General features: G+C 67.9%; 25 protein-coding genes. 18 read left to right on the top strand and 7 right to left on the bottom strand.

Annotation, left to right across the window (positions count from 1 at the left end; all coding sequences use genetic code 11):
* The first annotated feature begins 59 nt into the window (after window positions 1-59).
* The 8 genes from AC3WOE_RS02935 (at window position 60) to AC3WOE_RS02900 (ending at window position 6,202) form a co-directional block, all read left to right on the top strand.
* The gene (locus tag AC3WOE_RS02935; RefSeq protein WP_492688142.1) at window positions 60-1,250 is read left to right on the top strand and encodes an amino acid aminotransferase; all 1,191 of its coding nucleotides are present in this window, start codon (window positions 60-62) and stop codon (window positions 1,248-1,250) included.
* Between the two features lie 306 nt (window positions 1,251-1,556).
* On the top strand, window positions 1,557-2,888 hold the full coding sequence (locus AC3WOE_RS02930; RefSeq protein ID WP_492688140.1) for a polyhydroxyalkanoate depolymerase: 1,332 nt from the start codon (window positions 1,557-1,559) through the stop codon (window positions 2,886-2,888).
* Entirely contained in the window at window positions 2,885-3,529 is a 645-nt protein-coding gene (gene rsxB / locus AC3WOE_RS02925) for an electron transport complex subunit RsxB (RefSeq protein WP_492688139.1), read from the top strand. The genes AC3WOE_RS02930 and rsxB overlap by 4 nt, the downstream gene beginning before the upstream one ends.
* An 11-nt stretch (window positions 3,530-3,540) precedes the next feature.
* Complete coding sequence (nth, locus tag AC3WOE_RS02920; protein WP_492688138.1) at window positions 3,541-4,185, top strand: endonuclease III; 645 nt, start codon at window positions 3,541-3,543, stop codon at window positions 4,183-4,185.
* A 13-nt stretch (window positions 4,186-4,198) separates the two neighbouring features.
* Window positions 4,199-4,408, top strand: coding sequence for a hypothetical protein (locus AC3WOE_RS02915; RefSeq protein WP_025563979.1), 210 nt, complete (start codon window positions 4,199-4,201; stop codon window positions 4,406-4,408).
* The gene (locus AC3WOE_RS02910) at window positions 4,405-4,704 is read left to right on the top strand and encodes a cell division protein ZapA (RefSeq protein ID WP_492688136.1); all 300 of its coding nucleotides are present in this window, start codon (window positions 4,405-4,407) and stop codon (window positions 4,702-4,704) included. Before AC3WOE_RS02915 ends, AC3WOE_RS02910 begins: the two co-directional genes overlap by 4 nt.
* Before the next feature lie 230 nt (window positions 4,705-4,934).
* Window positions 4,935-5,393, top strand: coding sequence for an EVE domain-containing protein (locus AC3WOE_RS02905; protein WP_492688134.1), 459 nt, complete (start codon window positions 4,935-4,937; stop codon window positions 5,391-5,393).
* Window positions 5,390-6,202, top strand: a complete 813-nt coding sequence (locus AC3WOE_RS02900) for a sulfite exporter TauE/SafE family protein (RefSeq protein WP_492688133.1) — start codon at window positions 5,390-5,392, stop codon at window positions 6,200-6,202. The genes AC3WOE_RS02905 and AC3WOE_RS02900 overlap by 4 nt, the downstream gene beginning before the upstream one ends.
* Here the strand turns inward: AC3WOE_RS02900 and AC3WOE_RS02895 are convergent.
* On the bottom strand, window positions 6,199-7,212 hold the full coding sequence (locus AC3WOE_RS02895; protein ID WP_492688131.1) for a GGDEF domain-containing protein: 1,014 nt from the start codon (window positions 7,210-7,212) through the stop codon (window positions 6,199-6,201). The two genes, AC3WOE_RS02900 and AC3WOE_RS02895, sit on opposite strands and share 4 nt — an antisense overlap.
* A gap of 215 nt (window positions 7,213-7,427) precedes the next feature.
* Here AC3WOE_RS02895 and AC3WOE_RS02890 point away from each other — a divergent pair, with 215 nt between their 5' ends.
* The 6 genes from AC3WOE_RS02890 (at window position 7,428) to AC3WOE_RS02865 (ending at window position 12,459) form a co-directional block, all read left to right on the top strand.
* Window positions 7,428-8,648 carry a BaiN/RdsA family NAD(P)/FAD-dependent oxidoreductase gene (locus AC3WOE_RS02890; protein ID WP_492688129.1) on the top strand — a complete coding sequence of 407 codons (1,221 nt, stop codon included), beginning with the start codon at window positions 7,428-7,430 and terminating at the stop codon, window positions 8,646-8,648.
* A gap of 153 nt (window positions 8,649-8,801) precedes the next feature.
* Window positions 8,802-9,014 carry a 30S ribosomal protein S21 gene (gene rpsU, locus AC3WOE_RS02885; protein WP_012346814.1) on the top strand — a complete coding sequence of 71 codons (213 nt, stop codon included), beginning with the start codon at window positions 8,802-8,804 and terminating at the stop codon, window positions 9,012-9,014.
* Between the two features lie 108 nt (window positions 9,015-9,122).
* Entirely contained in the window at window positions 9,123-9,569 is a 447-nt protein-coding gene (locus AC3WOE_RS02880) for a GatB/YqeY domain-containing protein (RefSeq protein ID WP_492688127.1), read from the top strand.
* Window positions 9,570-9,578: 9 nt separating this feature from the next.
* Window positions 9,579-9,923, top strand: coding sequence for a protein tyrosine phosphatase family protein (locus AC3WOE_RS02875; RefSeq protein ID WP_492688126.1), 345 nt, complete (start codon window positions 9,579-9,581; stop codon window positions 9,921-9,923).
* 365 nt (window positions 9,924-10,288) lie between these two features.
* Window positions 10,289-10,897 carry a TRAP transporter small permease subunit gene (locus tag AC3WOE_RS02870; RefSeq protein WP_492688125.1) on the top strand — a complete coding sequence of 203 codons (609 nt, stop codon included), beginning with the start codon at window positions 10,289-10,291 and terminating at the stop codon, window positions 10,895-10,897.
* A complete protein-coding gene (locus AC3WOE_RS02865) occupies window positions 10,897-12,459 on the top strand; it encodes a TRAP transporter large permease (RefSeq protein WP_492688471.1) in 1,563 nt (520 codons plus the stop codon). Before AC3WOE_RS02870 ends, AC3WOE_RS02865 begins: the two co-directional genes overlap by 1 nt.
* Before the next feature lie 60 nt (window positions 12,460-12,519).
* Here AC3WOE_RS02865 and AC3WOE_RS02860 read toward each other — a convergent pair whose 3' ends face one another.
* Window positions 12,520-13,602, bottom strand: coding sequence for a TRAP transporter substrate-binding protein (locus AC3WOE_RS02860; protein ID WP_492688123.1), 1,083 nt, complete (start codon window positions 13,600-13,602; stop codon window positions 12,520-12,522).
* Window positions 13,603-13,710: 108 nt separating this feature from the next.
* A complete protein-coding gene (gene pmbA, locus AC3WOE_RS02855) occupies window positions 13,711-15,078 on the bottom strand; it encodes a metalloprotease PmbA (RefSeq protein WP_492688121.1) in 1,368 nt (455 codons plus the stop codon).
* 58 nt (window positions 15,079-15,136) lie between these two features.
* Between pmbA and yjgA the strand changes: the two genes are divergently transcribed.
* Complete coding sequence (yjgA, locus tag AC3WOE_RS02850) at window positions 15,137-15,697, top strand: ribosome biogenesis factor YjgA (RefSeq protein WP_492688120.1); 561 nt, start codon at window positions 15,137-15,139, stop codon at window positions 15,695-15,697.
* Window positions 15,690-16,274 carry a molybdopterin adenylyltransferase gene (gene mog, locus AC3WOE_RS02845; RefSeq protein WP_492688118.1) on the top strand — a complete coding sequence of 195 codons (585 nt, stop codon included), beginning with the start codon at window positions 15,690-15,692 and terminating at the stop codon, window positions 16,272-16,274. Before yjgA ends, mog begins: the two co-directional genes overlap by 8 nt.
* Here the strand turns inward: mog and AC3WOE_RS02840 are convergent.
* From AC3WOE_RS02840 to AC3WOE_RS02830, 3 genes are all read right to left on the bottom strand, one after another.
* The gene (locus tag AC3WOE_RS02840) at window positions 16,271-19,480 is read right to left on the bottom strand and encodes a two-component regulator propeller domain-containing protein (RefSeq protein ID WP_492688116.1); all 3,210 of its coding nucleotides are present in this window, start codon (window positions 19,478-19,480) and stop codon (window positions 16,271-16,273) included. The genes mog and AC3WOE_RS02840 overlap by 4 nt on opposite strands.
* Window positions 19,481-19,671: 191 nt before the next feature.
* The gene (gene cysE, locus AC3WOE_RS02835) at window positions 19,672-20,448 is read right to left on the bottom strand and encodes a serine O-acetyltransferase (RefSeq protein WP_492688115.1); all 777 of its coding nucleotides are present in this window, start codon (window positions 20,446-20,448) and stop codon (window positions 19,672-19,674) included.
* Between the two features lie 10 nt (window positions 20,449-20,458).
* A complete protein-coding gene (locus tag AC3WOE_RS02830) occupies window positions 20,459-21,205 on the bottom strand; it encodes an RNA methyltransferase (RefSeq protein ID WP_492688113.1) in 747 nt (248 codons plus the stop codon).
* A 108-nt stretch (window positions 21,206-21,313) separates the two neighbouring features.
* Between AC3WOE_RS02830 and AC3WOE_RS02825 the strand changes: the two genes are divergently transcribed.
* Together AC3WOE_RS02825 and AC3WOE_RS02820 are read left to right on the top strand one after the other, a co-directional pair.
* Window positions 21,314-22,246 carry an inositol monophosphatase family protein gene (locus tag AC3WOE_RS02825; protein WP_492688111.1) on the top strand — a complete coding sequence of 311 codons (933 nt, stop codon included), beginning with the start codon at window positions 21,314-21,316 and terminating at the stop codon, window positions 22,244-22,246.
* 226 nt (window positions 22,247-22,472) lie between these two features.
* The gene (locus tag AC3WOE_RS02820; protein ID WP_492688109.1) at window positions 22,473-22,787 is read left to right on the top strand and encodes an energy transducer TonB; all 315 of its coding nucleotides are present in this window, start codon (window positions 22,473-22,475) and stop codon (window positions 22,785-22,787) included.
* 114 nt (window positions 22,788-22,901) lie between these two features.
* Here the strand turns inward: AC3WOE_RS02820 and AC3WOE_RS02815 are convergent, their stop codons facing one another.
* The gene (locus AC3WOE_RS02815) at window positions 22,902-24,236 is read right to left on the bottom strand and encodes a hypothetical protein (RefSeq protein WP_492688107.1); all 1,335 of its coding nucleotides are present in this window, start codon (window positions 24,234-24,236) and stop codon (window positions 22,902-22,904) included.
* Window positions 24,237-24,291 lie beyond the last annotated feature (55 nt).

Here is a 24,291-nt window from a genome sequence, read left to right as displayed (position 1 = left end):
TAGCGCAGACCCTTGTTTTTCAACCTGCCCCTGCTGACAACGCCTTTTCAGGAATCCTCATGTCTTCTTTGTTCGCCGACGTCGCCCTTGCCCCACGTGATCCCATCCTCGGCCTGAACGAGCAGTTCAACGCCGACACCCGCCCGGGCAAGGTCAACCTCGGCGTCGGCGTCTACTACGACGAGAACGGCAAGCTGCCGCTGCTGAAATGCGTCCGCGAAGCGGAAGCCGCCATGGCCGCCGCGCCCAAGCCGCGCGGCTATCTGCCCATCGACGGCATCGCCGCCTATGACAAGGCCGTGCAGAAGCTGGTCTTCGGCAGCGAGCTGAAGAACGTCGCCACCGTGCAGGCCATCGGCGGCACCGGCGCGCTGAAGATCGGCGCCGACTTCCTGAAGCAGCTCAACCCCGGCTCCAAGGTGCTGATCTCCGACCCGAGCTGGGAAAACCACCGCGCCCTGTTCACCCAGGCCGGCTTCACCGTCGAAACCTACCCCTACTACGACGCCGCCAACAAGGGCATCAACTTCGACGGCATGCTGGCCGCGCTGAATGCCGCACCCAGCGGCACCGTCGTCGTGCTGCACGCCTGCTGCCACAACCCTACCGGCTACGACATCACGGCCGCCCAGTGGGCCCAGGTCGTCGCCGCCGTCAAGGCCAAGGGCCTGACGCCCTTCCTGGACATGGCCTACCAGGGCTTCGGCTTCGGCCTGAAGGAAGACGGCGAAGCCGTGCGCCAGTTCATGGCGGCCGGCGTCGGCTTCTTCGTGTCGACCAGCTTCTCCAAGAGCTTCTCGCTGTACGGCGAGCGCTGCGGCGCGCTGAGCGTGGTCTGCAGCAGCGACGACGAGGCAGTGCGCGTGCTGTCGCAGCTGAAGATCATGATCCGCACCAACTACTCCAACCCGCCGACGCATGGCGCCCAGGTCGTGGCCCAGGTGCTGTCCGACGACAAGCTGCGCGCCCTGTGGGAGGAGGAACTGGCCGGCATGCGCGTGCGCATCAAGGCCATGCGCTCGGCCCTGGTGGCCGCGCTGAAGGCTGCGGGCGTGACCCTGGATCTGGGCTTCGTGACCGAACAGCTGGGCATGTTCAGCTACTCGGGCCTGAGCGCCGCCCAGATGCAGCGCTTGCGCAATGAGTTCGGCGTCTATGGCGTGGACTCGGGCCGCATCTGCGTCGCCGCCCTGAATGAGGGCAATCTGCCCACCGTGGCCGCCGCCATGGCGGCCGTCATCAAGGGCTGAAACGGAGCCCCTCGTCCAGCCGTGCTCCGCTGAACGTGGTGCGGCTGGCCGGTCCCCCACGGGGACGCCGACGTTTGCGGCATTGGGCCGCAAACGTCAGCAGGCGGGCCGGCTCGGAAGCGGCCCAGCGCTCGGCCCGGAACACGTCTATTTCGGGCCATTGAATCCGCCAACGCACCTTTGAAGTGCGCAGGATTGGCGGTTTGACCGCCAATCCGATGTTGCGGCGCACAATGGTGAAACCGTTTTCTGGCACCATCCAGGCATTCCCAGGCCATTTAGCCTCCGCTCGACCAAGGTTTGCCCATGCTGTATCAGTTCTTCGAAACCCAGCGCGCCCTGCTCAGCCCCTTCTCGGAGTTCGCAGCCGCGTCGGCCAAGCTTTACAGCCATCCGCTGTCGCCGTTTGCGCACACGCCCATGGCCCAGCGTCTGTCCGCCGGTCTGGACCTGATGCACCGCCTGGCCAAGGACTACGAGAAGCCCGAGTTCGACATCAAGTCGGTCGAGGTCGACGGCACCGACGTCGCCGTGCAGGAGCTGGTGGCGCTGGAGAAGCCCTTCTGCCGCCTGCTGCGCTTCAAGCGCTACACCGACGACCTGGACGTGCTGTCCAAGATGAAGGACCAGCCGACCGTCCTCGTCGTCGCGCCCCTGTCCGGCCACCACGCCACGCTGCTGCGCGAGACCGTCAAGCAGCTGCTGAAGGACCACAAGGTCTACATCACCGACTGGACCGATGCCCGCATGGTGCCGCTGGACGTCGGCGCCTTCCACCTGGACGACTACATCCACTACGTGCAGGAGTTCATCCGCCACGTCGGCGGTGCGGACTGCCATGTGATGTCGGTCTGCCAGCCCACCGTGCCGGTGCTGGCCGCCATCTCGCTGATGGCCTCCGCCGGCGAAGCCACGCCGCGCAGCATGACGATGATGGGCGGCCCCATCGACGCCCGCAAGAGCCCGACGGCCGTCAACAACCTGGCCATGAACCGCAGCTTCAGCTGGTTCGAGAACAACGTCATCTACCGCGTGCCGAGCAATTTCCCCGGCGCCGGCCGCGAGGTCTACCCGGGCTTCCTGCAGCACACCGGCTTCGTCGCGATGAACCCGGACCGCCACCTGTCCTCGCACTACGACTACTTCCTGGACCTGGTGCGCGGCGACGACGACAGCGCCGAAGCCCACCGCAAGTTCTACGACGAGTACAACGCCGTGCTGGACATGCCGGCCGAGTACTACCTCGACACCATCAAGACGGTGTTCCAGGACTTCGCCCTGGTCAACGGCACTTGGGCGGTCGACGGTGCCTTCGTGCGCCCGCAGGACATCAAGACCACGGCCCTGCTGACGGTCGAAGGCGAGCTGGACGACATCTCCGGCGCCGGCCAGACCAAGGCCGCCCATGACCTGTGCTCCGGCGTGCCCAAGCAGCACCAGTATCACTACGACGCCATCGGCGCCGGCCACTACGGCATCTTCTCGGGCCGCCGCTGGCGCGAGAAGGTCTACCCCGAGGTGCAGGCCTTCATCGCCAAGTACGAAGCCGCGCCGCTGAAGAAGACCGCCAAGGCCACCCCGGTCAAGGCCACGGCCAAGCCTGCGCCCAAGCGCGCCGCCCGCAGCCGCAAAGCGTGAGCCTCGCGGAGCTGATCGACGCCGCACTGCCGCAGACCCAATGCACCCGCTGCGGCTACCCGGACTGCCGCCGCTACGCCGACGCCGTCGCCGCGGGTGAGGCCGAGATCAACCAATGCCCGCCGGGCGGCACCGAGGGCGTGGCGAGACTCTCAGCCATCACCGGCCGCCCTGCTCTGCCGCTGAACCCCGCCAATGGCATCGAAGCCACGCGCGGCGTCGCCGTCATCGACGAAGCCTGGTGCATAGGCTGCACGCTGTGCATCAAGGCCTGCCCGGCGGACTGCATCGTCGGTGCACCCAAGGCCATGCATGTGGTCGTCACGGCCCAGTGCACGGGTTGCGAGCTCTGCGTGCCGGCCTGCCCGGTGGACTGCATTGCCATGCCCGAGGTCACGACGACCACCGGCTGGGCCGCCTGGAGCCAGCCGCAGGCCGACGAGGCCCGCGAGCGCTACGCCTTCCGCCAGTTCCGCCGCCACCGCGAGGCCGAGGAGAACGAGGCGCGCCTGGCCGCCAAGGCCGAGGCCAAACTGGCGGATTTGCCAGCGGCGTCGGCCATCACCGATCCCGTTCAACTCGATCGCAAGCGCGCTGCGATAGCAGCCGCTCTCGCCCGGGCAAGAGCCAAACGGGGCTGACAATGCGCGGCATGAACGCCGCGCAGATCGAACGCTTCTTCGCCACGCTGAAAGCCGCCAACCCGGCGCCCCAGACGGAACTGGAGTTCTCCAGCGTCTTCGAACTGCTGACGGCCGTGCTGCTGTCCGCCCAGGCCACCGACGTCGGCGTCAACAAGGCCACCAGGCGCCTCTTCGCCGTCGCCAACACGCCGGCCCAGATCCTCGCGCTGGGCGTCGAGGGCCTGGAGAGCCATATCAAGACCATCGGCCTGTACCGCAGCAAGGCCAAGCACCTGCTGCAGACCTGCCGCATGCTCATCGACCTGCATGGCGGCGAGGTGCCGCGCTCGCGCACCGACCTCGAAGCTCTGCCCGGCGTCGGCCGCAAGACGGCCAATGTCGTGCTCAACGTGGCTTTCGGCGAACCCACCATGGCCGTCGACACCCACATCTTCCGCGTCAGCAACCGCACGGGCCTGGCGCCCGGCAAGACGCCGCTGGCCGTCGAGCTCGGCCTGCTGAACCGCGTGCCGACGGACTATCTCGTCGACGCCCACCACTGGCTGATCCTGCACGGCCGCTATGTCTGCCAGGCCCGCAAGCCGCTGTGCAATGTTTGCGCCGTCATCAACGAGTGCGATTACGGCCGGAACCTAAAATCCGTCGCCGCCTGAACCACCACACGCCATGGCCCAACTGAGCGATCTCACCGAACGCGTCGAACGCCTGCTGCTGCGCCACGACGAACTCACCCGCACCAACACCCTGCTGCTCGAGCAGGTGGCGGCCCTGACCCAGGAGCGCGACAGCCTGCGCTCGCGCCTGAACGCCGCCCGCGCCCGAGTCGATGCGCTGCTGGAGCGCCTGCCCGTCGAGACGCCCAAGGAAGACGCATGAAGCAGATGGAAGTCACCATCATGGGCCAGAGCTATCTGCTCGGCTGCCCCGAAGGCGGCGAGGCCGCTCTGACCTCGGCCGTCGCCCAGGTGGACCGCGAGATGAGCGCCATCCGTGATGCCGGCAAGGTCAAGGCGCGCGAGCGCATCGCGGTGCTGGCCGCGCTGAACCTGGCCTACCAGCTGGCCGAGGCGCCGCGCGGTGCACCTGCGGCAACATCGCTTGCAAGTCCCGACCTGGATGCCCTCATCCAGCGACTGGATGAAGCGCTCGGACACGATGGGCAACTGCTCTGAGTCGTAGAATCCGCTTCGTCCATCGCTTTCCTCTGGGGCTTTATTTCCTTCATCCGATGCTCTATGAGCAAGGGCTTGGAAAATGCCGGACGGGCGTGATCGTCTCGCGTCAGATGAACCCGAAGTCCGGTTGACCTCGCCCACCTGATTACCCCTGGGTGTTCAGGATCTCGGCCCCCAGGATTGCGGTGGACACCTCTTTTCCCGCGCCCCTCACTTAGCATCAGCCCATGAACTACTGGCTGATGAAGTCCGAGCCCGACGAGGCCTCCGTCCTCGATCTGCAAAAGGCCGGCACGCTGCCCTGGACGGGTGTGCGCAACTACCAGGCGCGCAACTTCATGCGCGACGACATGCAGCTGGGCGATGGCGTGCTCTTCTATCACTCGTCCTGCCCCGAGCCCGGCATCGCCGGCCTTGCCGAGGTCAGCAGCGCGGCCTATCCGGACGCCACGCAGTTCGACCCGGCCAGCCACTACTACGACTCCAAGTCCAAGCGCGAAGCACCGCGCTGGGTGCACGTCGATGTGCGCTGGCGCGAGACGACGCGGCTGCTGAGCCTGAAGGAAATGCGCGAGGCGCCCGAGCTGGCCTCCATGCGCGTGCTGGAGCGCGGCAGCCGGCTGTCCATCACGCCGGTCACGCCGGACGAATGGAAGGCCGTGCTGAAGCGTCTGCACGGCAAATGACGCCCAGCCTCGTCATCGAGCTGCTGGCTCTCGGCCTCGCAGCCGGCTTCCTCGCGGGCCTGCTCGGCATCGGCGGCGGCATGCTGATGGTGCCCATCCTGACCTTCATCCTCGGCCAGCGCGGTGTGACTCCGAGCCTGGCGGTCAAGATGGCGATTGCGACGTCGATGGCGACCATCATGTTCACCTCGCTGTCCAGCGTTCGCGCCCATCACAGGCGCGGCGCGGTGCGCTGGGACCTCGTCAAAAGCCTGGCGCCAGGCATCCTCGCCGGCGGGCTGCTGGCCGGTGCCGGCCTGTTCGCCTTGCTGAAAGGCGCCTCGCTGGCCCTGGTCTTCGGCGCCTTCGTCAGTTTCTCGGGCTGGCAGATGCTGCGCAACAAGCGGCCCGCGCCCAGCCGCCAGATGCCCGGGCCGGCCGGGCAGTTCGGCGCCGGTGCCGGCATCGGCATGCTGTCGGGTCTGGTGGGCGCCGGTGGCGGCTTTGTCAGCGTGCCCTTCATGGTCTGGTGCAATGTGCCGGTGCACTTCGCGGTGGCCACCAGCGCCGCCCTGGGCTTCCCCATCGCCGTGGCCAACACGCTGGGCTATGTCATGGGTGGATGGGGCCTGGAGCCCGCCCTGCCCGGCAGCTTCGGTTATCTCTACCTGCCTGCGCTGGCGCTGATTGCCGTGGCCAGCGTGACGATGGCACCGCTGGGCGCCCGCGCCGCCCACGCGATGAATATGGCGCAGTTGAAGAAGGCCTTCGCGACGCTGCTGTTCGCGCTCGCGGCCTACATGCTCTGGAAGGGGATCTCGGCGCTTTAGCCGAAGGCGATGGACGCCAACACGACCTGGTTGCCACCGCGGCGCTGGGCTTCGTGGACGGCGGCCTCGCTGGCAGCCATCAGCTCTTCCTGGCGCGAGGCCGTGTGCGGGAAGCTGGACACGCCCATGGAGATGGACAGGCCCAGGTCCTGGCCGTTCAGCACGACGATCTGGGCCGCGCACTGGCGACGCAACTGCTCCATGCGGGCATGGGCCGTGGCCAGGCCGACGCCGGACAGCAGCACGGCAAAGCGCTGCTGGCCGATGCGACAGGCCGAGTCCATCGCACGCGTGTTGGCGCGCAGCATGCGGCCTATACCTTCCAGCAGGCGCTGCTGGGCGTCGTCGCCCAGGGCGGCGATGGCCGACGAAGCATCCAGCGCAATGATGACGAGGGCGAACTCGCGATGCTCGCGCGCCGAGAGGTCGATCTCGCGCAGCAACTGGTCATCGAACTGGGCCCGCATATAGAGGCCCGAGACGTCGTCACGGCCCGAACCCTGCTGCAGCTCGCGGCGGATCTGCTCGATGGCGGACTGCTGCTGCTCGATCTGCGCCAGGGCGCGCTGCAGATGCGCCTCGCGGTGGCGCTCCTCGGTGCGCTCGTGCCAGACCGACAGCAGGAAGTCGGAACCCAGGGCCAGCCGGGTGACGCTGAACTCGCGACGGCGGCTGTTGATTTCCAGCTTGTGCTCGCTGACGACGGGGTGGCGCTGGGCCATCACCGTCTGCTCGACGCGCCGCAGCGCCGTCGTCTCGTCGGCCTTCAGCAGCTCGGCATCCGTGTGGCCGACGACGGCCTCGCGCTCGAACATCTGCGCCAGGCCGGTGGTCGCGAACACATAGCGACCCGTGGCCATGGCCTTGATCGCCGCCTGACTGCCCAGGGGCTCGATCAGGGACACCAGGCCGACCAGGGCTTCGCTGCCCAGTTCGGCATGCCCCGCCAGCCAATGCGCCAGGCTGCCGGGTGGCGGCTGCATCGCGGTCTGGTCAGCGGTCATGTCCATGAAATCGTTTTGATGCGATCGTGCAATCGCGGCATGAAACCGCGCTTGCCAAGGGTGTTCGGGGGACTGTAGTGGGGCAAAAGCAGCGCCAGCAAGGCCGCGCCACCCCATGAATCGGGCCTCCCCCCTAGAAGGCCCGTTTGCTAGCTGAACTGAATCCTAACGAGTTTCGGCGCCCTCACCCACGACAATGCCGCCCGATTCAAGGGAGGTCTATGCGGGGATTCGATGCGGTGGTGGTGGGCGCCGGGGCGGCAGGCCTGTTCTGCGCGGGCCTGGCCGGCCAGCGCGGCCTCAAGGTGCTGCTGATCGACCACGCGCCCAAGCTGGCCGAAAAAATTCGTATCTCGGGAGGCGGCCGGTGCAATTTCACGAATCGTGAGGCCGGACCGACCAATTTCCTGTCCGAGAACCCCGCGTTCTGCCGCTCGGCCCTGGCCCGCTACACGCCCCAGGACTTCATCAAGCTGGTGCAGCGCCACGGCATCGCCTTCCACGAGAAGCACAAGGGCCAACTGTTCTGCGACGACTCCAGCGAGCAGATCATCCAGATGCTGGTCCAGGAGTGCGAAGCCGGTGGCGTCACGCGCTGGCAACCCTGCACGGTGGCCGACGTGAGGCCTGTGCCGGAGGGCGGATTCGAACTGGAGACCAGCCAGGGTCCTGTCAGCACAGCGCGTGTCGTCGTCGCCACAGGGGGCCTGCCCGTACCCAAGATCGGTGCCAGTGACTGGGGCCTGCGCCTGGCCAAGCGCTTCGAGCACGCCATCGTGGACCCCCGCCCGGCCCTGGTGCCGCTGACCTTCGACCCCGACGCCTGGGCGCCGTTCGCGGCCCTGGCCGGCCTGTCGCTGCCGGTGGCGGTGAGCGTCGGCAGCGGCAAGGCGCGCATGCGCTTCCTGGAAGATCTGCTGTTCACCCACCGCGGCCTCAGCGGCCCGGCCATCCTGCAGATCTCCAGCTACCGCACGGCCGGCGACCAACCGCTGCAGATCAACCTGGCGCCGGAGCTGCAGCTGGACCAGGAACTGGTCGCCAGCAAGACGCTTTCACGCCGCCAGCTCGGCAATGAATTCGGTTCGCGCCTGCCGCAGCGCCTGGCGGCCGCGTGGCTGGAGCGCTCGGGACTGGATGCGGCAAAGCCGCTGCCGGAATGCCGCGACGCCGACTTGCAGCGCCTGGGCCGCAGCGTGCACGACTGGCAGTTGATGCCCAGCGGCGACGAGGGCTGGCGCAAGGCCGAGGTCATGCGCGGCGGCGTCAGCACGAAAGATCTCAGCTCCCAGACGCTGGAAAGCAAGCGCGTTCCCGGCCTGTATTTCATTGGTGAAGTCGTCGACGTGACCGGCTGGCTGGGGGGCTACAACTTCCAGTGGGCCTGGGCCAGCGCGGCTGCCTGCGCCGAGGCCATGGCCGCCTCCTCAACGCCTGCCTGAGCGAATCTTGGCAAGTCCTTGATTTCCCGGCTACAATCCTCGGCTTTGCTGGCAAACCCGCGCGTCGATTCGCAGGCATCTCAAGCGATGCAGCAATCCGGAACCTGCTGCTGAACTCAGCCGCGAACACCGAGCGCAATCTGAAGGAAATACATGACCACCATCCGCGTCAAGGAAAACGAGCCGTTCGACGTCGCCCTGCGTCGCTTCAAGCGCACCATCGAAAAGCTGGGCCTGCTGACCGAACTCCGCGCCCGCGAGTTCTACGAGAAGCCCACTGCCGAGCGCAAGCGCAAGAAGGCTGCCGCCGTCAAGCGCCACTACAAGCGCGTGCGCAGCATGCAGCTGCCCAAGAAGCTGTACTGATCGTCTCTGACGCGACCCGGAGCCTTGTTTCGCGACAGCTCCGGTGAACTCCAAAACCCGCTACAGGACGCTGTTGCGGGTTTTTGTCTTTTTGAACCGGATCTCCCCATGAGCCTCAAAGACCGCATCACCGAAGACATGAAGGCCGCGATGCGCGCCAAGGAAAGCGACCGCCTGCTGACCATCCGTGGCCTGCTGGCCGCCGTCAAGCAGAAGGAAGTGGACGAGCGCGTGGTCGTGGACGACGCCGCCCTTGTCGCCATCGTCGACAAGCTGATCAAGCAGCGCAAGGACTCGATCAGCCAGTTCGCTGCCGCCGGCCGTGACGATCTCGTCGCCAAGGAAACCGCCGAGCTGGCCGTGCTGCAGGTCTACCTGCCCGAGCGGCTGTCGGCCGAGGCGGTGGCCGAGAAGGTCAAGGCCATCGTGGCCGAGCTCGGTGCCAGCGGTCCCGGCGACATGGGCAAGGTCATGGCCGCCGCCAAGGCCGCCCTGGGCAACAGCGCCGAGATGAGCGCCGTGTCGGCCGCGGTCAAGGCCGCGCTGGCCAGGTAAGGAGTCGCCATGAGCCTGCCCATGCAAGCGATTGCCCCCGACATCTGCGCCGCGCCGCAGATGACGCCCGAAGCCATGGCCGAAGCCGCGGCCATGGGCTTCAAGGCCGTCATCAACAACCGCCCCGACTTCGAGCACGGGCCCGACCAGCCGACCTCGGCCGCCATCCAGGCCGCCGCCGAGGCTGCGGGTCTTGAATACCGCCATCTGCCGGTCGCCGGCGGCTACCAGTCGCCGGAAGAGATCGCCGCCTTCGCCGATCTGTTGGCCGAACTGCCGCGCCCGCTGCTGGTCTTCTGCCGCTCCGGCGCACGTTCGACCCGCCTCTTCATGCAGGCCCAGCAACTCGGCTAAGGGTCAGTTCGCGCCGCGGCAACGGGTCGCGAAGGCCCGCCGCAAGGGGCCAATCTAGACGCGGCGCGCCGCCCGCACTCGTGTGCGGGCCAGGGCTGCAACAACGAGTGGCCCCTTGCGGCGGGCCTTCCCGAAGGGTTGTGGCCAGAAAGGCCGCAGGCTGTGTTGCAGATCCTCGCTGGGTCGACACCCAGCTTGCGGTCTGCTGTCGTGCCTGCGGCCCTTCTGGCCACAACGCGACCCATTGCCGCGGTGCGAACTGGCCCTTGCCTCGGGGCTTACCCTTGACGACGGCTGAACGAAGCCGTCGCCCCTCAAGCGGTCGCTACATTGGCGACCGCTTTGCATTTCTGCCGTCTCGCCCCATGAACGCCCTGCTCTCCCTCGCGCAGCGCATCGACAGTCTCAACGACCGCTTCGGCAAGCTTGCCGCCTGGGCCGTGCTGCTGTCCTGCTTCATCAGTGCCGCCAATGCCGTCGTCCGTTACAGCCTGGACTACAGCTCCAACTCCTTCCTCGAGATCCAGTGGTATCTGTTCGCCGCCTGCGTGATGCTGGGCGCGGCGCAGGTGCTGCGGCTCAACGAGCATGTGCGCGTGGACCTGGTCTACAGCCGGCTCACGGGCCACGGCAAGGTCTATGTGGACCTGTTCGGCCTGGTCGTCTTCCTGATGCCGGTCATGGTCTATCTGGCCTGGCTGTCCTGGGGCTTCTTCGTCGTCAAGCTCAGCACCGGCATGGCACCCGGCGATTCGATCGCCAGCATGGGCTTCATGGCCTACGCCACCAAGCTGCTGACCTCGGGTGAGCTGTCGAGCAATGCCGGCGGCCTGATCCGCTGGCCGGCGGCCCTGGTGCTGCCGTTGGGCTTCGCCCTCGTCACGCTGCAGGGCCTGGCCGAAATCATCAAGCGCGTGGCCTGGCTGGCCCACAAGTTCGAGATGGATACGCATTACGAGAGGCCGCTGCAATGATCTCGATGGAGCATTTCCCGCCGCTGATGTTCGCGGGGCTGATCGTGATCATGCTGATCGGTTTTCCTGTCGCCTTCTCGCTGGCGGCCCTCGGCCTGGCCTGCGGCTTCTTCGCCGTCAGCCAGGGCTGGTTTCCGCCGGAGTTCATGAGCGCCCTGCCGCAGAACGTCTTCGGCATCCTGTCCAACGACCTGCTGCTGGCCATCCCCTTCTTCACGCTGATGGGCTCGCTGCTGGAGAAGTGCGGCCTTGCCGAGGACATGCTGGACTCCATGGGCCAGCTCTTCGGCCCGGTGCGTGGTGGCCTGGGCTACTCGGTCATCATCGTCGGCTTCATCCTCGGCGCCATCACCGGCACCGTGGCCGGCCAGGTCATCGCCATGGCCATGATCTCGCTGCCGGTCATGATGCGCTACGGCTACAACATGCGCTACGCGACCGGCGTGCTGGCCGCGTCGGGGACCATCACGCAGCTGGTGCCGCCGTCCCTCGTGCTGGTCGTGCTCGCCGATCAGTTGGGCCGTTCAGTGGGCGATATGTACAAGGGCGCCTGGGGCCCGTCCATCCTGCAAGTGCTGATCTTCGCCCTCTACACCTTCATCCTGAGCCGCGTGAAGCCCGACCACGTGCCGGGCGTACCCAAGGAAGCCCGCACGCTGCAGGGCTGGGCGCTGTGGGCCAAGTGCCTGCGCGGCATCATCCCCTCGGCCGTGCTGATCTTCGCCGTGCTGGGCTCCATGGGCGGTCTGCCCGGCATCGACACCGCCATCTGCACGCCGACGGAAGCCGGCGCCATGGGCGCGGTCGGCGCCTTCGTGCTGGCGGCCCTGCACCGGCGCCTGAACTGGCCGCTGATCAAGGAGACCATGCTGAACACCATGCGCATCACCGCCATGGTGGTGTTCATCCTGATTGGCTCCCGCACCTTCTCGCTGGTGTTCCAGGGCGTTGAGGGCGGCCGCTGGATCGAACACATGCTGAGCGACCTGCCGGGCGGCCAGATCGGCTTCCTCATCGTCGTCAACCTCTTCATCTTCTTCCTGGCCTTCTTCCTCGACTTCTTCGAGATCGCCTTCATCATCCTGCCGCTGCTCGGCCCGGTGGCCGACAAGATGGGCATCGATCTGGTCTGGTTCGGCGTCATGCTGTGCGTGAACATGCAGACCAGCTTCATGCACCCGCCCTTCGGCTTCGCGCTGTTCTATCTGCGCGGCATCGCCGACACCCTGTTCAAGAACGGCTCCATCCCGAGGAAGGTCGAGTCCAACGACATCTACCTGGGCTCCATCCCCTGGGTGCTCATGCAGCTCATCCTGGTCGCCATCGTCATCTTCTTCCCGCAGACGGTGACGGCCTTCCTCGACAAGGAGAAGGCGGTGGACCTGAACCAGGCCTCGGAGCTGCTGCAGCAGATGGACGGTGGCCACGACAAGTCCAACGAGATGAGCGCCGACGACGCCAGCAAGCTGTTCGCGCCCGAGCCGGCGGCCTCCGCCGCCAGCGCCCCCACCGACGATGGCGACGCCGTGCGCCGCGCGCTGGAAGAAGCCGCCAAGAAATAGGCGCCACCAGCGCCCATGAAAAGAGCCCCGCGATGCGGGGCTTTGTCCTTTGCGCGCCAGTTAAAGCTTCTGCGCCTGCATGAAGTCGTCGAAGCCGGCTTCCGCGAAGCGGAACCACAAGTTCTGGTCGCGGCGGAAGTTGGAATAGTCCTCGTAGACCTTCTTCCAGTTCGGGTTCTTGGCCGACAGCTCGGCGTAGATGGCCATGGATTCCTTGAAGGCCGCGTCCATGGTGTCCTTGGGGAAACGGAACAGCTTGGTGCCCGAGCCCACCAGCTGCTTCAGCGCACCGGGGTTCTTGGCGTCGTACTTGGCCTGCATGTCGATATGAGCCATGGCCGATGCGGCCTCGACAACCGCCTTGTATTCGGCCGACAGGCTGTCATAAGCCTTGGTGTTGATGAAGAAGTCCAGCTGCGGGCCGCCTTCCCACCAGCCGGGGTAGTAGTAGTTGGGCGCGACCTTGTTGAAGCCCAGCTTCAGATCGTCGTAGGGACCGACCCATTCGGCCGCATCGATGGTGCCCTTTTCCAGCGCGGAGTAGATCTCGCCGCCGGCGATCTGCTGGGGCACGGCGCCCATGCGCTCCATGACCCGGCCCGCGAAGCCGCCAATGCGGATCTTCAGGCCCTTCATGTCGCCGATGCTCTTGATCTCCTTGCGATACCAGCCGCCCATCTGCGCGCCGGTGTTGCCACCCAGGAAATTGACGATGTTGTAGTTGCGGTAGAACTCGCGCATCAGCTTCATGCCGTTGCCTTCCACCATCCAGGCCGTCATCTGGCGGCTGTTCAGGCCGAAGGGGATGGCGCAGCCCAGCGCGAAGGTCTCGTCCTTGCCGAAGAAGTAGTAGGGCGCCGTGTGCGCGATCTCGACGGTGCCGCCCTGCACCGCATCCACCACCTGCAGGGCCGGCACGATCTCACCGCCGGCATGCACGGAGATCTGGAACTTGCCGCTGGTCATCTCCGAGACCTTCTTCGCGAACACGTCGGCGGCACCGAAGATGGTGTCCAGCGACTTCGGGAAGCTCGACGCGAGGCGCCAGCGCACCTGGGCCTGGGCATGCACGACGGCCGGGGCGGCACCTGCCGCCAGCACGCCGGCCAGGCCGGCGTGGCGCACGAAGGAACGACGTTCCATGGTCATTGAAGTCTCCTGTTTTCGGATTGGCGAAGAGAGGTTTAGTGCCGCGCGATTCTAGGAATCGCGGCGCCGGCGCCGGCCGGGATTTACCCCGGCGCTGACGTCTCAGTTGCCGGCCAGTTTCATGCCCATGACGAGCACGGAGCCGATGGTTTTCGTCCCCATCGTGTACTCGTCGGCGCCGATGCCGACGATGTTCTGCAGCATGTCCTTGAGGTTGCCGGCGATGGTCACCTCGTGCACCGGGTAGGCGATCTCGCCGTTCTCGACCCAGTAGCCGCTGGCGCCGCGCGAGTAATCGCCGGTCACGTAATTGACGCCCTGCCCCATCAGCTCGGTGACGAGCAGGCCGCGGCCGAGGCGGCGGATCATGGTGGGCAGGTCGTCGCCGGGCGCCGTCGCGCGGCTGCTCATGCGCAGGTTGTGCGAGCCACCGGCATGACCGGTCGTCTTCATGCCCAGCTTGCGGGCCGAATAGCTGGACAGGAAATAGCCCTGCAGCACGCCGCCTTCCACGACCGAGCGTGAGCGCGTGACGACACCCTCATCGTCGAAGGGCGAGCTGCCCTTGCCCTTGCGCACATGCGGGTCCTCGGCGATGTCGACATGCGACGCCGTGACGGGCTGGCCCAGGCTGTCGAGCAGGAAGCTGGTGCGGCGATACAGCGCACCGCCGCTGGTCGCCTGCACCAGGCCGCCCAGCAGACCGATGGCCACCGTGCTCTCGAACAGCACCGGCACTTCGGCCGTGGCCACCTTGCGCGCCTTCAGGCGCGACAGCGCTCGCTCCGAGGCATAGCGGCCCACGGCCTCGGCCGAGGCCAGGTCGGCGGCGTCGCGCATGGAGCTGTACCAGGCGTCGCGCTGCATGTCATTGCCGCGGCCGGCGATGGGCGCAACGGACAGCGAATGGCGCGAGCTGGCATAGCCGCCACGGAAACCACGCGTGTTGCCCATCCAGAAATGCGACTGCTGGGCCGACACCGCCGCGCCCTCGCTGTTGGTGATGCGCTTGTCCACGCCGAGGGCCGCGGCCTCGCAACGCAAGGCGATCTCGGCGGCCTGCGCCGCATCGACGGCCCAGGGGTGGAAAAGATCCAGCTCGGGCCGCGCCGCGGCATCGAGGGCCAGGTCGGCTTCGTCCGGCAGGCCGGCGAACTCGTCTTCCGCCGTGAAGCGGGCGATGTCATAGGCTGCACGCACCGTGTCACGGATGGCCTGGGGCGAGAAGTCGGAAGTGCTGGCATTGCCACGGCGCCGACCGAGGTAGACCGAGATGCCCAGGGACTTGTCGCGGTTGCGTTCGACGTTTTCCAGCTGGCCCAGGCGTGCCGACACCGACAGGCCGCAGCCCTCCGACACCTCGGCGCCGGCATCGCTGGCGCCCAGTTTCTTCGCCTCGGCGAGCGCGTCTTCGATCCACTGCTGGAACTGTTCGGGGCTGTAGGCGAAACCGGCTTGGGCTTGGGACATGAATGCGGGACAAATCGGGTGGGCGACAATCATAGGACTCGCCTGATCACGGCCCCCAATGCAAGAACACACCCCCGAATTCGAAGACGACGACGACTTCGACCGCCCCAGCAAGTCCCAGCTCAAGCGCGACATGACCGCGCTGCAGAAGCTCGGCGACGACCTGCTGGCCCTGCCCGAGTCGCGCTGGGAGCCTCTGGCCCTGCCCGAGATCCTGTACGACGCGCTGAAGGCCGCCAAGAAGATCACCAACTTCGAAGGCAAGCGCCGCCAGATGCAGTACATCGGCAAGCTGATGCGCAAGATCGACCCGGAGCCGGTGCGCGAGGCCGTCGCCGCCTTCAAGCTCGGCCATGCCCAGGACAGCCTCAAGCTGCACCAGTCCGAGCGCTGGCGCGAACGCCTGCTGGCCAGCGACGACGCGCTGCAGGAGTTCATCAGCGAACACGCGGACGTCGACATCCAGCAGCTGCGCAACCTCGTTCGTGCCGCGCGCAAGGACGCGGCCAATGCGCCCGAGAAGCGCAGCGGTCGCGCCTTCCGCGAGCTGTTCCAGTTCATCAAGGCGTCCGAGGCTCCCGAAGCACCGGAGCCCGCCGACGAGGACGCCGATGACTGAGGTCGCCCCTGAGCCTGTCCGAATTGGCATCGTCTCCATCAGTGACCGCGCGTCGACCGGCGTCTACGAAGACAAGGGCCTGCCGGCGTTGAAGGACTGGCTGACCAGCGCCCTGCACAACCCCATCGAGTTCGTGCCCCGCCTCATCCCCGACGAGCAGGCCGGCATCTCGCAAGCCCTGGTCGACCTTGTCGACGCCGAGCACTGCGACCTGGTGCTGACGACCGGCGGCACCGGGCCCGCGCCGCGCGACGTGACGCCCGAGGCGACGCTGGCCGTGGCCGATCGCGTCATGCCGGGCTTTGGCGAACAGATGCGCCAGATCTCGCTGCACTTCGTGCCCACGGCCATCCTGTCGCGCCAGGTCGCCGTCATCCGCGGCAGGGCGCTGATCATCAACCTGCCCGGCCAGCCCAAGGCGATTGCCGAGACGCTGGCCGGCCACGAAAAGGCCAGCGGCATCTTCGCCGCCGTGCCCTATTGCATCGACCTGATCGGCGGCCCCTACCTCGAGACCCGCGACGAGGTCTGCAAGGCCTTCAGGCCCAAGAGCGCCCAGCGTCCCGCCAGGGCCTAACCGTCCACGGGCTCGGCCAGCGCCGCGGCCACCTCGTCCAGGTTGCGGTTGCTGCTCAGGCCGAAGCCCCCCACCACGCGCTCGCCTCTCGCGCCCCTGCCGGAGGCGGTATGCACGCCCACCCAGGCATTGCGGCCCGAACCCTTGGCGGCATAGAGCCCGAGGTCGGCCAGGTTGATGACCTGCTGCCAGCTGCGCGCGACCGGCCGCTCCAGCTCGAAGGGCACGCAGGCAAAGCCGATGGAGCAGGTCACCTCCAGCTCGCCGCCGTCCTCCAGCAGGAAGGGCTTGTCGGCGATGGCCGCGCGCATGCGTTCGGCCATCTCCGCGGCCTGGGCGCGGTCGGTGTCGCGCGCCACGGCCAGGAACTCTTCGCCGCCCCAGCGCACCAGGTAGTCCGACTCGCGCATGACGGCCCGCAGCCGCGCGCCGAACTGCACCAGCACGGCGTCACCCGAAGCATGGCCATAGCGATCGTTGATGCGCTTGAAGGCGTCGATGTCCAGCAGCAGGAAGACGCTGTCGGTGTCCAGCGGCTGGCCGCCCGCGGCCCGCGTCTCCTGCGAACGGCGCAGATTGGCGGCCAGGTCCTGCTCGATGTGCTCGCTCAGGAAACGGCGGTTGTGCAGGCCGGTCAGCGGGTCGGTGACGCTGCTGCGCTGCAGCTGCTCGGACTTTTCCTTGAGCTCCTCGTGCAGGGCCCGCAGCGCCGCCGTGCGCTCGCGCACCCGATGCTCGAGCTCCAGCTGGCGATGGCGCAGCAGCCGCGTGCGCGCCGCCACCGTCAGCAGCACCAGCAGAACCAGCAGCAGTGCCAGGGCGACGCGGAACCACCAGGTCTCGTACCAGTTCGGCCTGACGGTCACGGGCAGCACCAGCTCACGTTCACTCCACTGCCCGTCACGGTTGGAGGCGCGCAGCCGCAGCCGGTAGTCCCCCGGCGGCAGATTGGTATAGGCCGCCAGGCGCCGCGCCGCATCGGCCGCCATCCATTCGGCGTCATAGCCCTCGAGCTTGAAGGCATAGCGGTTGCGCTCGGGCGCCGAGAAGTCGGTGGAGGCGAATTCCACCGCCAGGCTGTTGGCATCCGCCGGCACGTCGAGCAAGGCGCCGGAGCCCGGCACCAGGCCCACCGAGCGCCCACCGATCTGCACGTCGGCCACCAGCACCTCGGGCTTGAAGCTCCAGGACTGCAGCTTCCCGGGCAGCACCACCGTCATGCCGCCGGCACCACCGAAGAGCAGCTCGCCGCGCTCGGTGCGCGCCGCGGCGCCGGTCCAGTAGGTCGGGAAGATGACGCCCTCGGCGCGGCGCAGGGCCTTCACCGTCATGCGGGCCGGATCGATGCGCGCCAGGCCGTCGTCGGTGCTGGCCCAGACACGGCCGTCGCCGTCCTGCAGCAGCGCATTGACGGTGCCGTCGGGCAGGCCCTGGGGCACGCCGACGCGCAGCAGCGCGTCGCTCCGGCCGGGCGCCGGCAACACATCGATGCCGCCGCCATAGCTGCCGACCCAGAGCCGGCCTTCGCCATCCAGCATCAAGGCCGTGACGAAGCCGGCCGACAGGCCGTGCGCCAGCGTCGGCCCGGCGGGGTATTGCTCGACGGCGCCGCTGAGCGGATCGACACGGTTCAGGCCGTTGCGCGTGCCGACCCAGAGTTCGCCAGCCGAGCCGCGGGCCATCACCATGATGCGCCGGTCGGTCAGGCCCGGCGCGGCCGGCACGACCGCCACGCCGCGCCCGCTGGCCAGGTCCAGCCGCCACAGGCCATCGAACTGGCCGCCTATCCACAGCGTGCCGCCATCGGCCAGCAAGGCCCAGGTGGAGGCGGCCGGGTCGCGGCCCGTGAAGCTGACGCGGCGCAGGTGCTGCCCCTGGGCGTCGGAGCGATAGAGGCCGCGCTTGGTGGCGATGAAGACGCTGCCGTCCGCCACGCGCGCCATGCCGAGCACGATGTCGGAGGGCAGCGCGGTGTCGGGCTTGCTCGCATCGGGCCGCACGGCGCCAACCCGCGTGCCGGTGGCGTCGAGGATGTCGATGCCGCTCTTGTGCGTGGCCAGCCAGAGCCGGCCTTCGGGCATGGGCAGGATCCAGCTGATCTCGGCGCTGATGAAGCGCGCATCCAGCACATCCTCGTTCTCCGGGCTGATGCCCAGCCGCGTCAGCACCCCGCCCTGGCGCGGGTCGTAGCGGCTCAGGCCCCGATTCGACGCCGCCCACACCAGGCCGGCGCGGTCACGGTAGAGGGTGCGCAGCGCGTTGTCCGCCAGGCTGACCGGCCAGGCCGACACATGGCGGATGCGCCGGCTGTCGCCACGCTCGATATCGAAGGACACCAGGCCCTGGCCCAGGGTCGCCACCCACATCTCGCCGGGCTGCACCTCGAGCAGGCTGGTGATCTGGCTGTTGCCCAGCACATCGGCCTTGCCCGCAACGCCGGCTTCCTTCACCTCGACCGCCGGCGCCTCGCCCTCGTCTCCCAGCACGAAGACGCCCTCGTGCACGCCGCCCACCCAAAGGCGGCCACTGCTGTCCTGGGCCAGGGCCAAGGGCTGGACGATCCGGCCCGCCGCCAGGGGCACGGCCTGCAGCGGCCCTCCCGCCGCGGGGCGACGGAACAGGCCGGCAGCGCTGCCTATCCAGAGCTGGCCACGCCGATCGCGCAGCAGGGTCCAGACCTGACGACCCGCGCTTTCCGCCCAGCCGCCCGCGGCGCTCGCGTGTTCGATGCGCCCGCTGTCGGGGTCCAGATGGTCCAGGCCGCCGTCGGTGACGACCCACAGCCCGTCAGCGCCGTCGTCGGCGATCTGGCGCACGCTGACATGGCTGAGCCCCGCCTTCCCGCCCACGGGAATGGCGACGAAACGGTCCATCGCCGGGTCATGCCTGAAGAGGCCCGCTGCGCTCGTGCCCACCCACAGCCGCCCCTTGGCATCGCCGTGCAGGGACTGCACGTAGTTGTCCGGCAGCGCGCCGGGGCGCTGGACATCGGCCTTGTAGACCTTGAAGCGGTAGCCGTCCCAGCGCGCCAGGCCGCCGAGCGTGCCCACCCACAGGAAACCCTGGCCGTCCTCGGCCATGGCCGTGGCGATGGCATTGGGCAGGCCCTGCTCCTGGGTCAGGTGCTGGAAGCTGATGTCGGCCAGGCTGGACCAGCGCTTGGGCGCCGGCGACGCGGCCCCGGCCGTCGCCAGCCAGGCGGCCATCGCCAGGCCCAGCGCCAGGCGCCAGGCATGAGAAAGCCGCAGTCTTGACTTACGCAGAAGCACAGCCGCCGTGACGAAGAGAGCGGGCCGCCCGGCCCCGATCCCGCCATTCTGAGGCAAGCCGGAAGCGGCCGGCGGCAAAGCTGCGCGGTCCTGACGGCCTATCTCGGCGGCATGGACGCCAGCCCGGTCTATTTGACCAGGCGATTCATCTCGGCCGCGTCGAAGGCCTCGTCGCGCTGGGCATCGTCGGGCACGCAATCGCCCACCGGCCGGCCAGCCTGGGTCGACAGCTTGCAGACCGCGTTCCACAGCAGCGCGATCTGGTGCTCATGGCCGGAGGCACTGTCGATGAGACCGCGCATGGCCATGGCGACCGGGTCGTCGCCCTGGGTCACGCCATAGGCCGAGAAGCCCATCTTGGCGGCAGCCTCCTCACGGGCCTGCTCGCTGGCTGCCTCGATGATGCGGGCCGGGTTGCCGACGGCCGTGGCGCCCGCAGGCACCGGCTTGGTGACGACGGCGCCCGAGCCGATGCGCGCCCCGGCACCCACCGTGAAGCCGCCGAGCACGCTGGCATTGGCGCCGACGATGACGCCCGGGCCCAGCGTCGGATGCCGCTTGGCGCCCTTGACCAGCGAGGTGCCGCCCAGCGTCACGCCCTGGTAGATGGTGCAGCCCTCGCCGATCTCGGCCATCTCGCCGATGACGATGCCCATGCCGTGGTCGATGAAGACCTTGCGGCCGATGCGCGCGCCCGGGTGGATCTCGATGCCGGTGAAGAACCGGCCCCAGTGCGAGATCCAGCGGCCGAGCCACTTGAAGCCGCGCTGCCAGAACCAGTGGGCGCGGCGGTGGAACATCAACGCGTGCAGGCCCGGGTAACAGGTCAGCACCTCCCACGTCGACCGGGCCGCCGGATCGCGTTCGAGGATGAGGGCGATGTCTTCGCGCAGGCGTTGGAACATGACGCGGAGTCTAGGAGCCCTGGCTTGGGCCTGCTGGCGCTGAGGTCTTCTGCATCTGGCGGGCGATGCCGCGCAGGATGTGGACTTCCTCGTTCGTCAGGCCGGCCCGGTTGAAGAGCTGGTTGAGGCGCGGCATCAGCTTGCGCGGTGCCGCCGGGTCCAGGAAGCCGATGTCGGTCAGCGCGGCCTGCAGGTGATCGAGCAGGCCCTGCACGGCACGTGCATCGGCCCGTTCGGGGTCGGGCGTGCGGGCCTGCACGTCGAAGCCACCCGCCGCCTGGCGCAGGTCGTAGGCCAGCAGCTGCACGGCCTGGGCGAGATTGAGCGAACCGTAGTCAGGATGGGTGGGGATGCTGAGCACGGCATGGCAGCGGTAGACGTCCTCGTTGCTCATGCCGTAGCGCTCGGAGCCGAACACCAGGGCCAGGCGCGGCGCAGCCTCGCGGGCAGCAAGCTCGGCAAACAGGGGCCGCGGCTCGCGCGTCGGCGGACCGAAGTCGCGCGGCGTCATGGCGGTGGCGCAGGCGAAGTCCACGCCGTCCAGGGCCTCCGTCAGGGTCTCGACGACGCGGGCCCGGGCCAGGATGTCGGCCGCGCCGCTGGCCATGGCCACGGCCTCCTCGTGGCAGAGCACGTCGGCAAAACGCGGCGCCACCAGCACCAGGTCCTTGAAGCCCATCACCTTCATCGCCCGCGCCGTGGCGCCGACGTTGCCGGCATGGCTGGTGTTGATCAGAACGAAGCGTGTGGATTCCACGGGTTACTACGGGGGCTGCAGCTAGAATCTGGCGATTATCCGGGGCGTCTTAGGGCGCCCCGCCGCTCTTTCCCCCTGTCAGCCCCTTCTTCCCAGCGAGTGCCACGCATGCTGCAAACGTCCCATCACCCCATGCTCAATGTCGCCATCAAGGCGGCTCGTGCGGCTGGCGCCCTCATCAACCGCGCCTCGCTGGACCTCGAAGCTCTGCGCATCAACACCAAGAGCCCGAACGACTTCGTCACCGAGGTCGACCACGCCGCGGAAGGGGTGATCATCGAGACGCTGCTGGGCGCCTACCCGGACCACGGCATCCTCGCCGAAGAGTCGGGCCGCAGTCACGGCAACAAGCATTCCGACTACGTCTGGATCATCGATCCGCTGGACGGCACCACCAACTTCATCCACGGCCTGCCGGTCTACTGCGTGTCCATCGCGCTGGCGTTCCGCGGCAAGATCGAGCAGGCCGTCGTCTACGACCCGACCCGCAACGATCTCTTCTACGCCACCAAGGGCCGCGGCGCCTTCCTGAATGACAAGCGTCTGCGCGTGTCCAAGCGCACCCGCATGAGCGACGCGCTGATCGGCACCGGCTTCCCCTTCCGCCGCGGCGACAACTTCAAGCGCTACGTGAAGATGTTCGAAGAGGTCATGCAGCACTGCGCCGGCCTGCGCCGCCCGGGCGCCGCCGCCCTGGACCTCTGCTACGTGGCCGCCGGCTACTACGACGCCTTCTTCGAGACCGGCCTGCAGCCCTGGGACCTGGCAGCGGGCTCGCTGATCGTCTCCGAGGCCGGTGGCCTGGTCGGCAACTTCACCGGCGAGGCCGACTTCCTGCACCAGCGCGAAGTCGTGGCCGGCAACCCCAAGATCTACGCCCAGCTCGTCACCATGCTGGCGCCCTACACACGCGTCATCAAGGAAGAAGACGCCGCAGCGCCGGCCGCGCCGGTGGTGGAGCAGGTGCCGGCCGCCCCGGCGCCGAAGAAGCGTGCTCCGGTGCGCATCAAGAAGGACGACAGCGGCGAAGCGCCGGTCTGAGCCCCGAGCACTCGCCGAAACAAGCCCTCTCGCGAGGGCTTTTTCATTGGATCGCCGTGACGGAGTTGGCGTTAGCGCTCCCTACGGGCTAACCCGACCATCCGTGCGTGACTTCTGCACGGCCACACCCCTTACCTGTGGGGGCCCGACTGGCCAGAATGCGTGCTGCAACGCGGTCACAAGCCGCTTCATTCACACCGTTCAACCAGACTGAAAGACGCTACTGATGTTTGCCCGTTCCGCTGTCGCCCTCGCCCTCGTCGCCGCTGCTTCCCTGGCCAATGCCGATGCCAAGGTCCTGAAGAAGGTCGCCCCCGAGTACCCCAGCGAAGCCGTCAAGAAGAACATCAGCGCCGGCAGCGTGCGCGCCAAGATGACCATCGCCGGCGACGGCAAGGTCTCCAACGTCGAAGTCGTGGAAGCCGAACCCAAGCGCGTGTTCGACCGCGCCGCCACCGAAGCCCTGAGCCAGTGGAAGTTCGAAGGCACGGGCGCTCCGCAGACCCACGAAGTCAAGCTGGTGTTCAAGTCGGAGGACTGAACGAGCGCCGAAGACAGGCCCTGCGGCCTGTCTGACGGCTCGTTCAGGACAGCCGGCATGCTTACCGGCTGGCATGAGCAGCGACCGAGGCCCGCATCGCGGGCCTTTTGTTTTTTACGGCTTCGCCCGCGGCGGCACCCGCGTGTCGAGCGGCTTGGGCACGTACCCCGGCTCAAACCGGCACGTCGCCCCCAGCACTGCCCTCGCCTTCTCGCAGCCCGCAGCCACACCCTCAGGCGTCGGCTTCCTGCCCTGCGTCGCCCAGGCCACCAGGGCCTCCATCAGCGCGGCATAGGTCGGGTCGCTGAGATAGCTGTGGTCGCGATCGCTGGTGTAGGTCTGCACCAGCGCGTCCCCGCGCCCGGCCGCGGCCATGGTGCGGCCGAAGTTGTCCTGCAGCTCGACCATGGCGGTCGGGTCGTGGATGGCATGCGCCGTCAATACCGGCACCGGGATGCGCCCGCCCAGGTCGGCGTCGGCCGCCAGCGTCGCCACCGCCTTGGGATCGGCCGTGTAGCGCAGCACGCCGGCATTGAGCGCCGCGTCATCGCCTGAACCCGAGTAGCTCACGCCCGCATTGCCGAAGGGGCTGGCACCACCCGTCCGTTTCAGCGCGATGTCCTGGAAGTGCCAGGTGGCCCAGTTCAGATGCGAGGTGATGCTGCGTTCCGGAATGCGGATGACGTCGACGAGGGTCTTGAGTTTGGCCGCCTGCCCGGCCGCGCGCTGCGCCGCCGGCTTGTCGAGACCGAGGCAGTCATCCACTCGCCTGGCCAGTTCCGCCTGCGTCAGCCTGGAATCGGCCGGCAAGCCCGTGTTCAACGGGTACTGCGGCTCGCTCGGCAGCGGGTGGTTGCGGCAGAGGTATTGGTAGACGACGCGCAGGTCGAGGCGGAAGTCGTAGCTGCGCGTGCCCCCGCCCAGCACGCCCGAGGTCAGCAGCACGGCGTCGTAGGGCTTGCCGGCGGCGAAGAGCTCGGCCCCCTTGGCCGCCACGCTGGCGCCCCAGGACTGGCCGTGCAACCAGACATGTTGGGGCTTGGCCACCTTGGCGACGAAGAGCTGGCGCAGCCTCTCGGTGTCCTCGGCCGCCGCACTCACGGCGACACCACCCTGGCGGTAGCTGGACGCCGCCCAGGCATAGCCTAGGCGCGGCATGATGGACCAGCGCTCCAGATCCTCCGCGACGCGCTTGGCCGTCGGCGCGCCGAGGAAGGGTCCGCCATGGGCGTGCAGGACGAGATCGCCATTCCAGGCCTTGGGCATGGCGATCAGATAGAAGGCGCCGGCGCTGTCCCGGCCGGCCAGACAGGTCGTGGCTTCGCCGACGTTGACCGGGCAGCCGGTCGTCGCAGGCGCGACCTCGGCGGTCACCTCAGGCGCCGCCGCTGAGGCACTCGTCGCACAGGCGAGCCAGCCGGCGGCCATCCACGTCGTCGTTGTATTCATTGCGTCACCTTAGCGACGAGCCTCCATAGCGTCAAATAAACTCCAACGGACATTT

This window comes from Roseateles sp. FW305-36 (assembly GCF_058787015.1).
The sequence above is the reverse complement of the archived record's forward strand: the minus strand, read 5'-3'. Positions and strand labels throughout refer to the sequence as shown.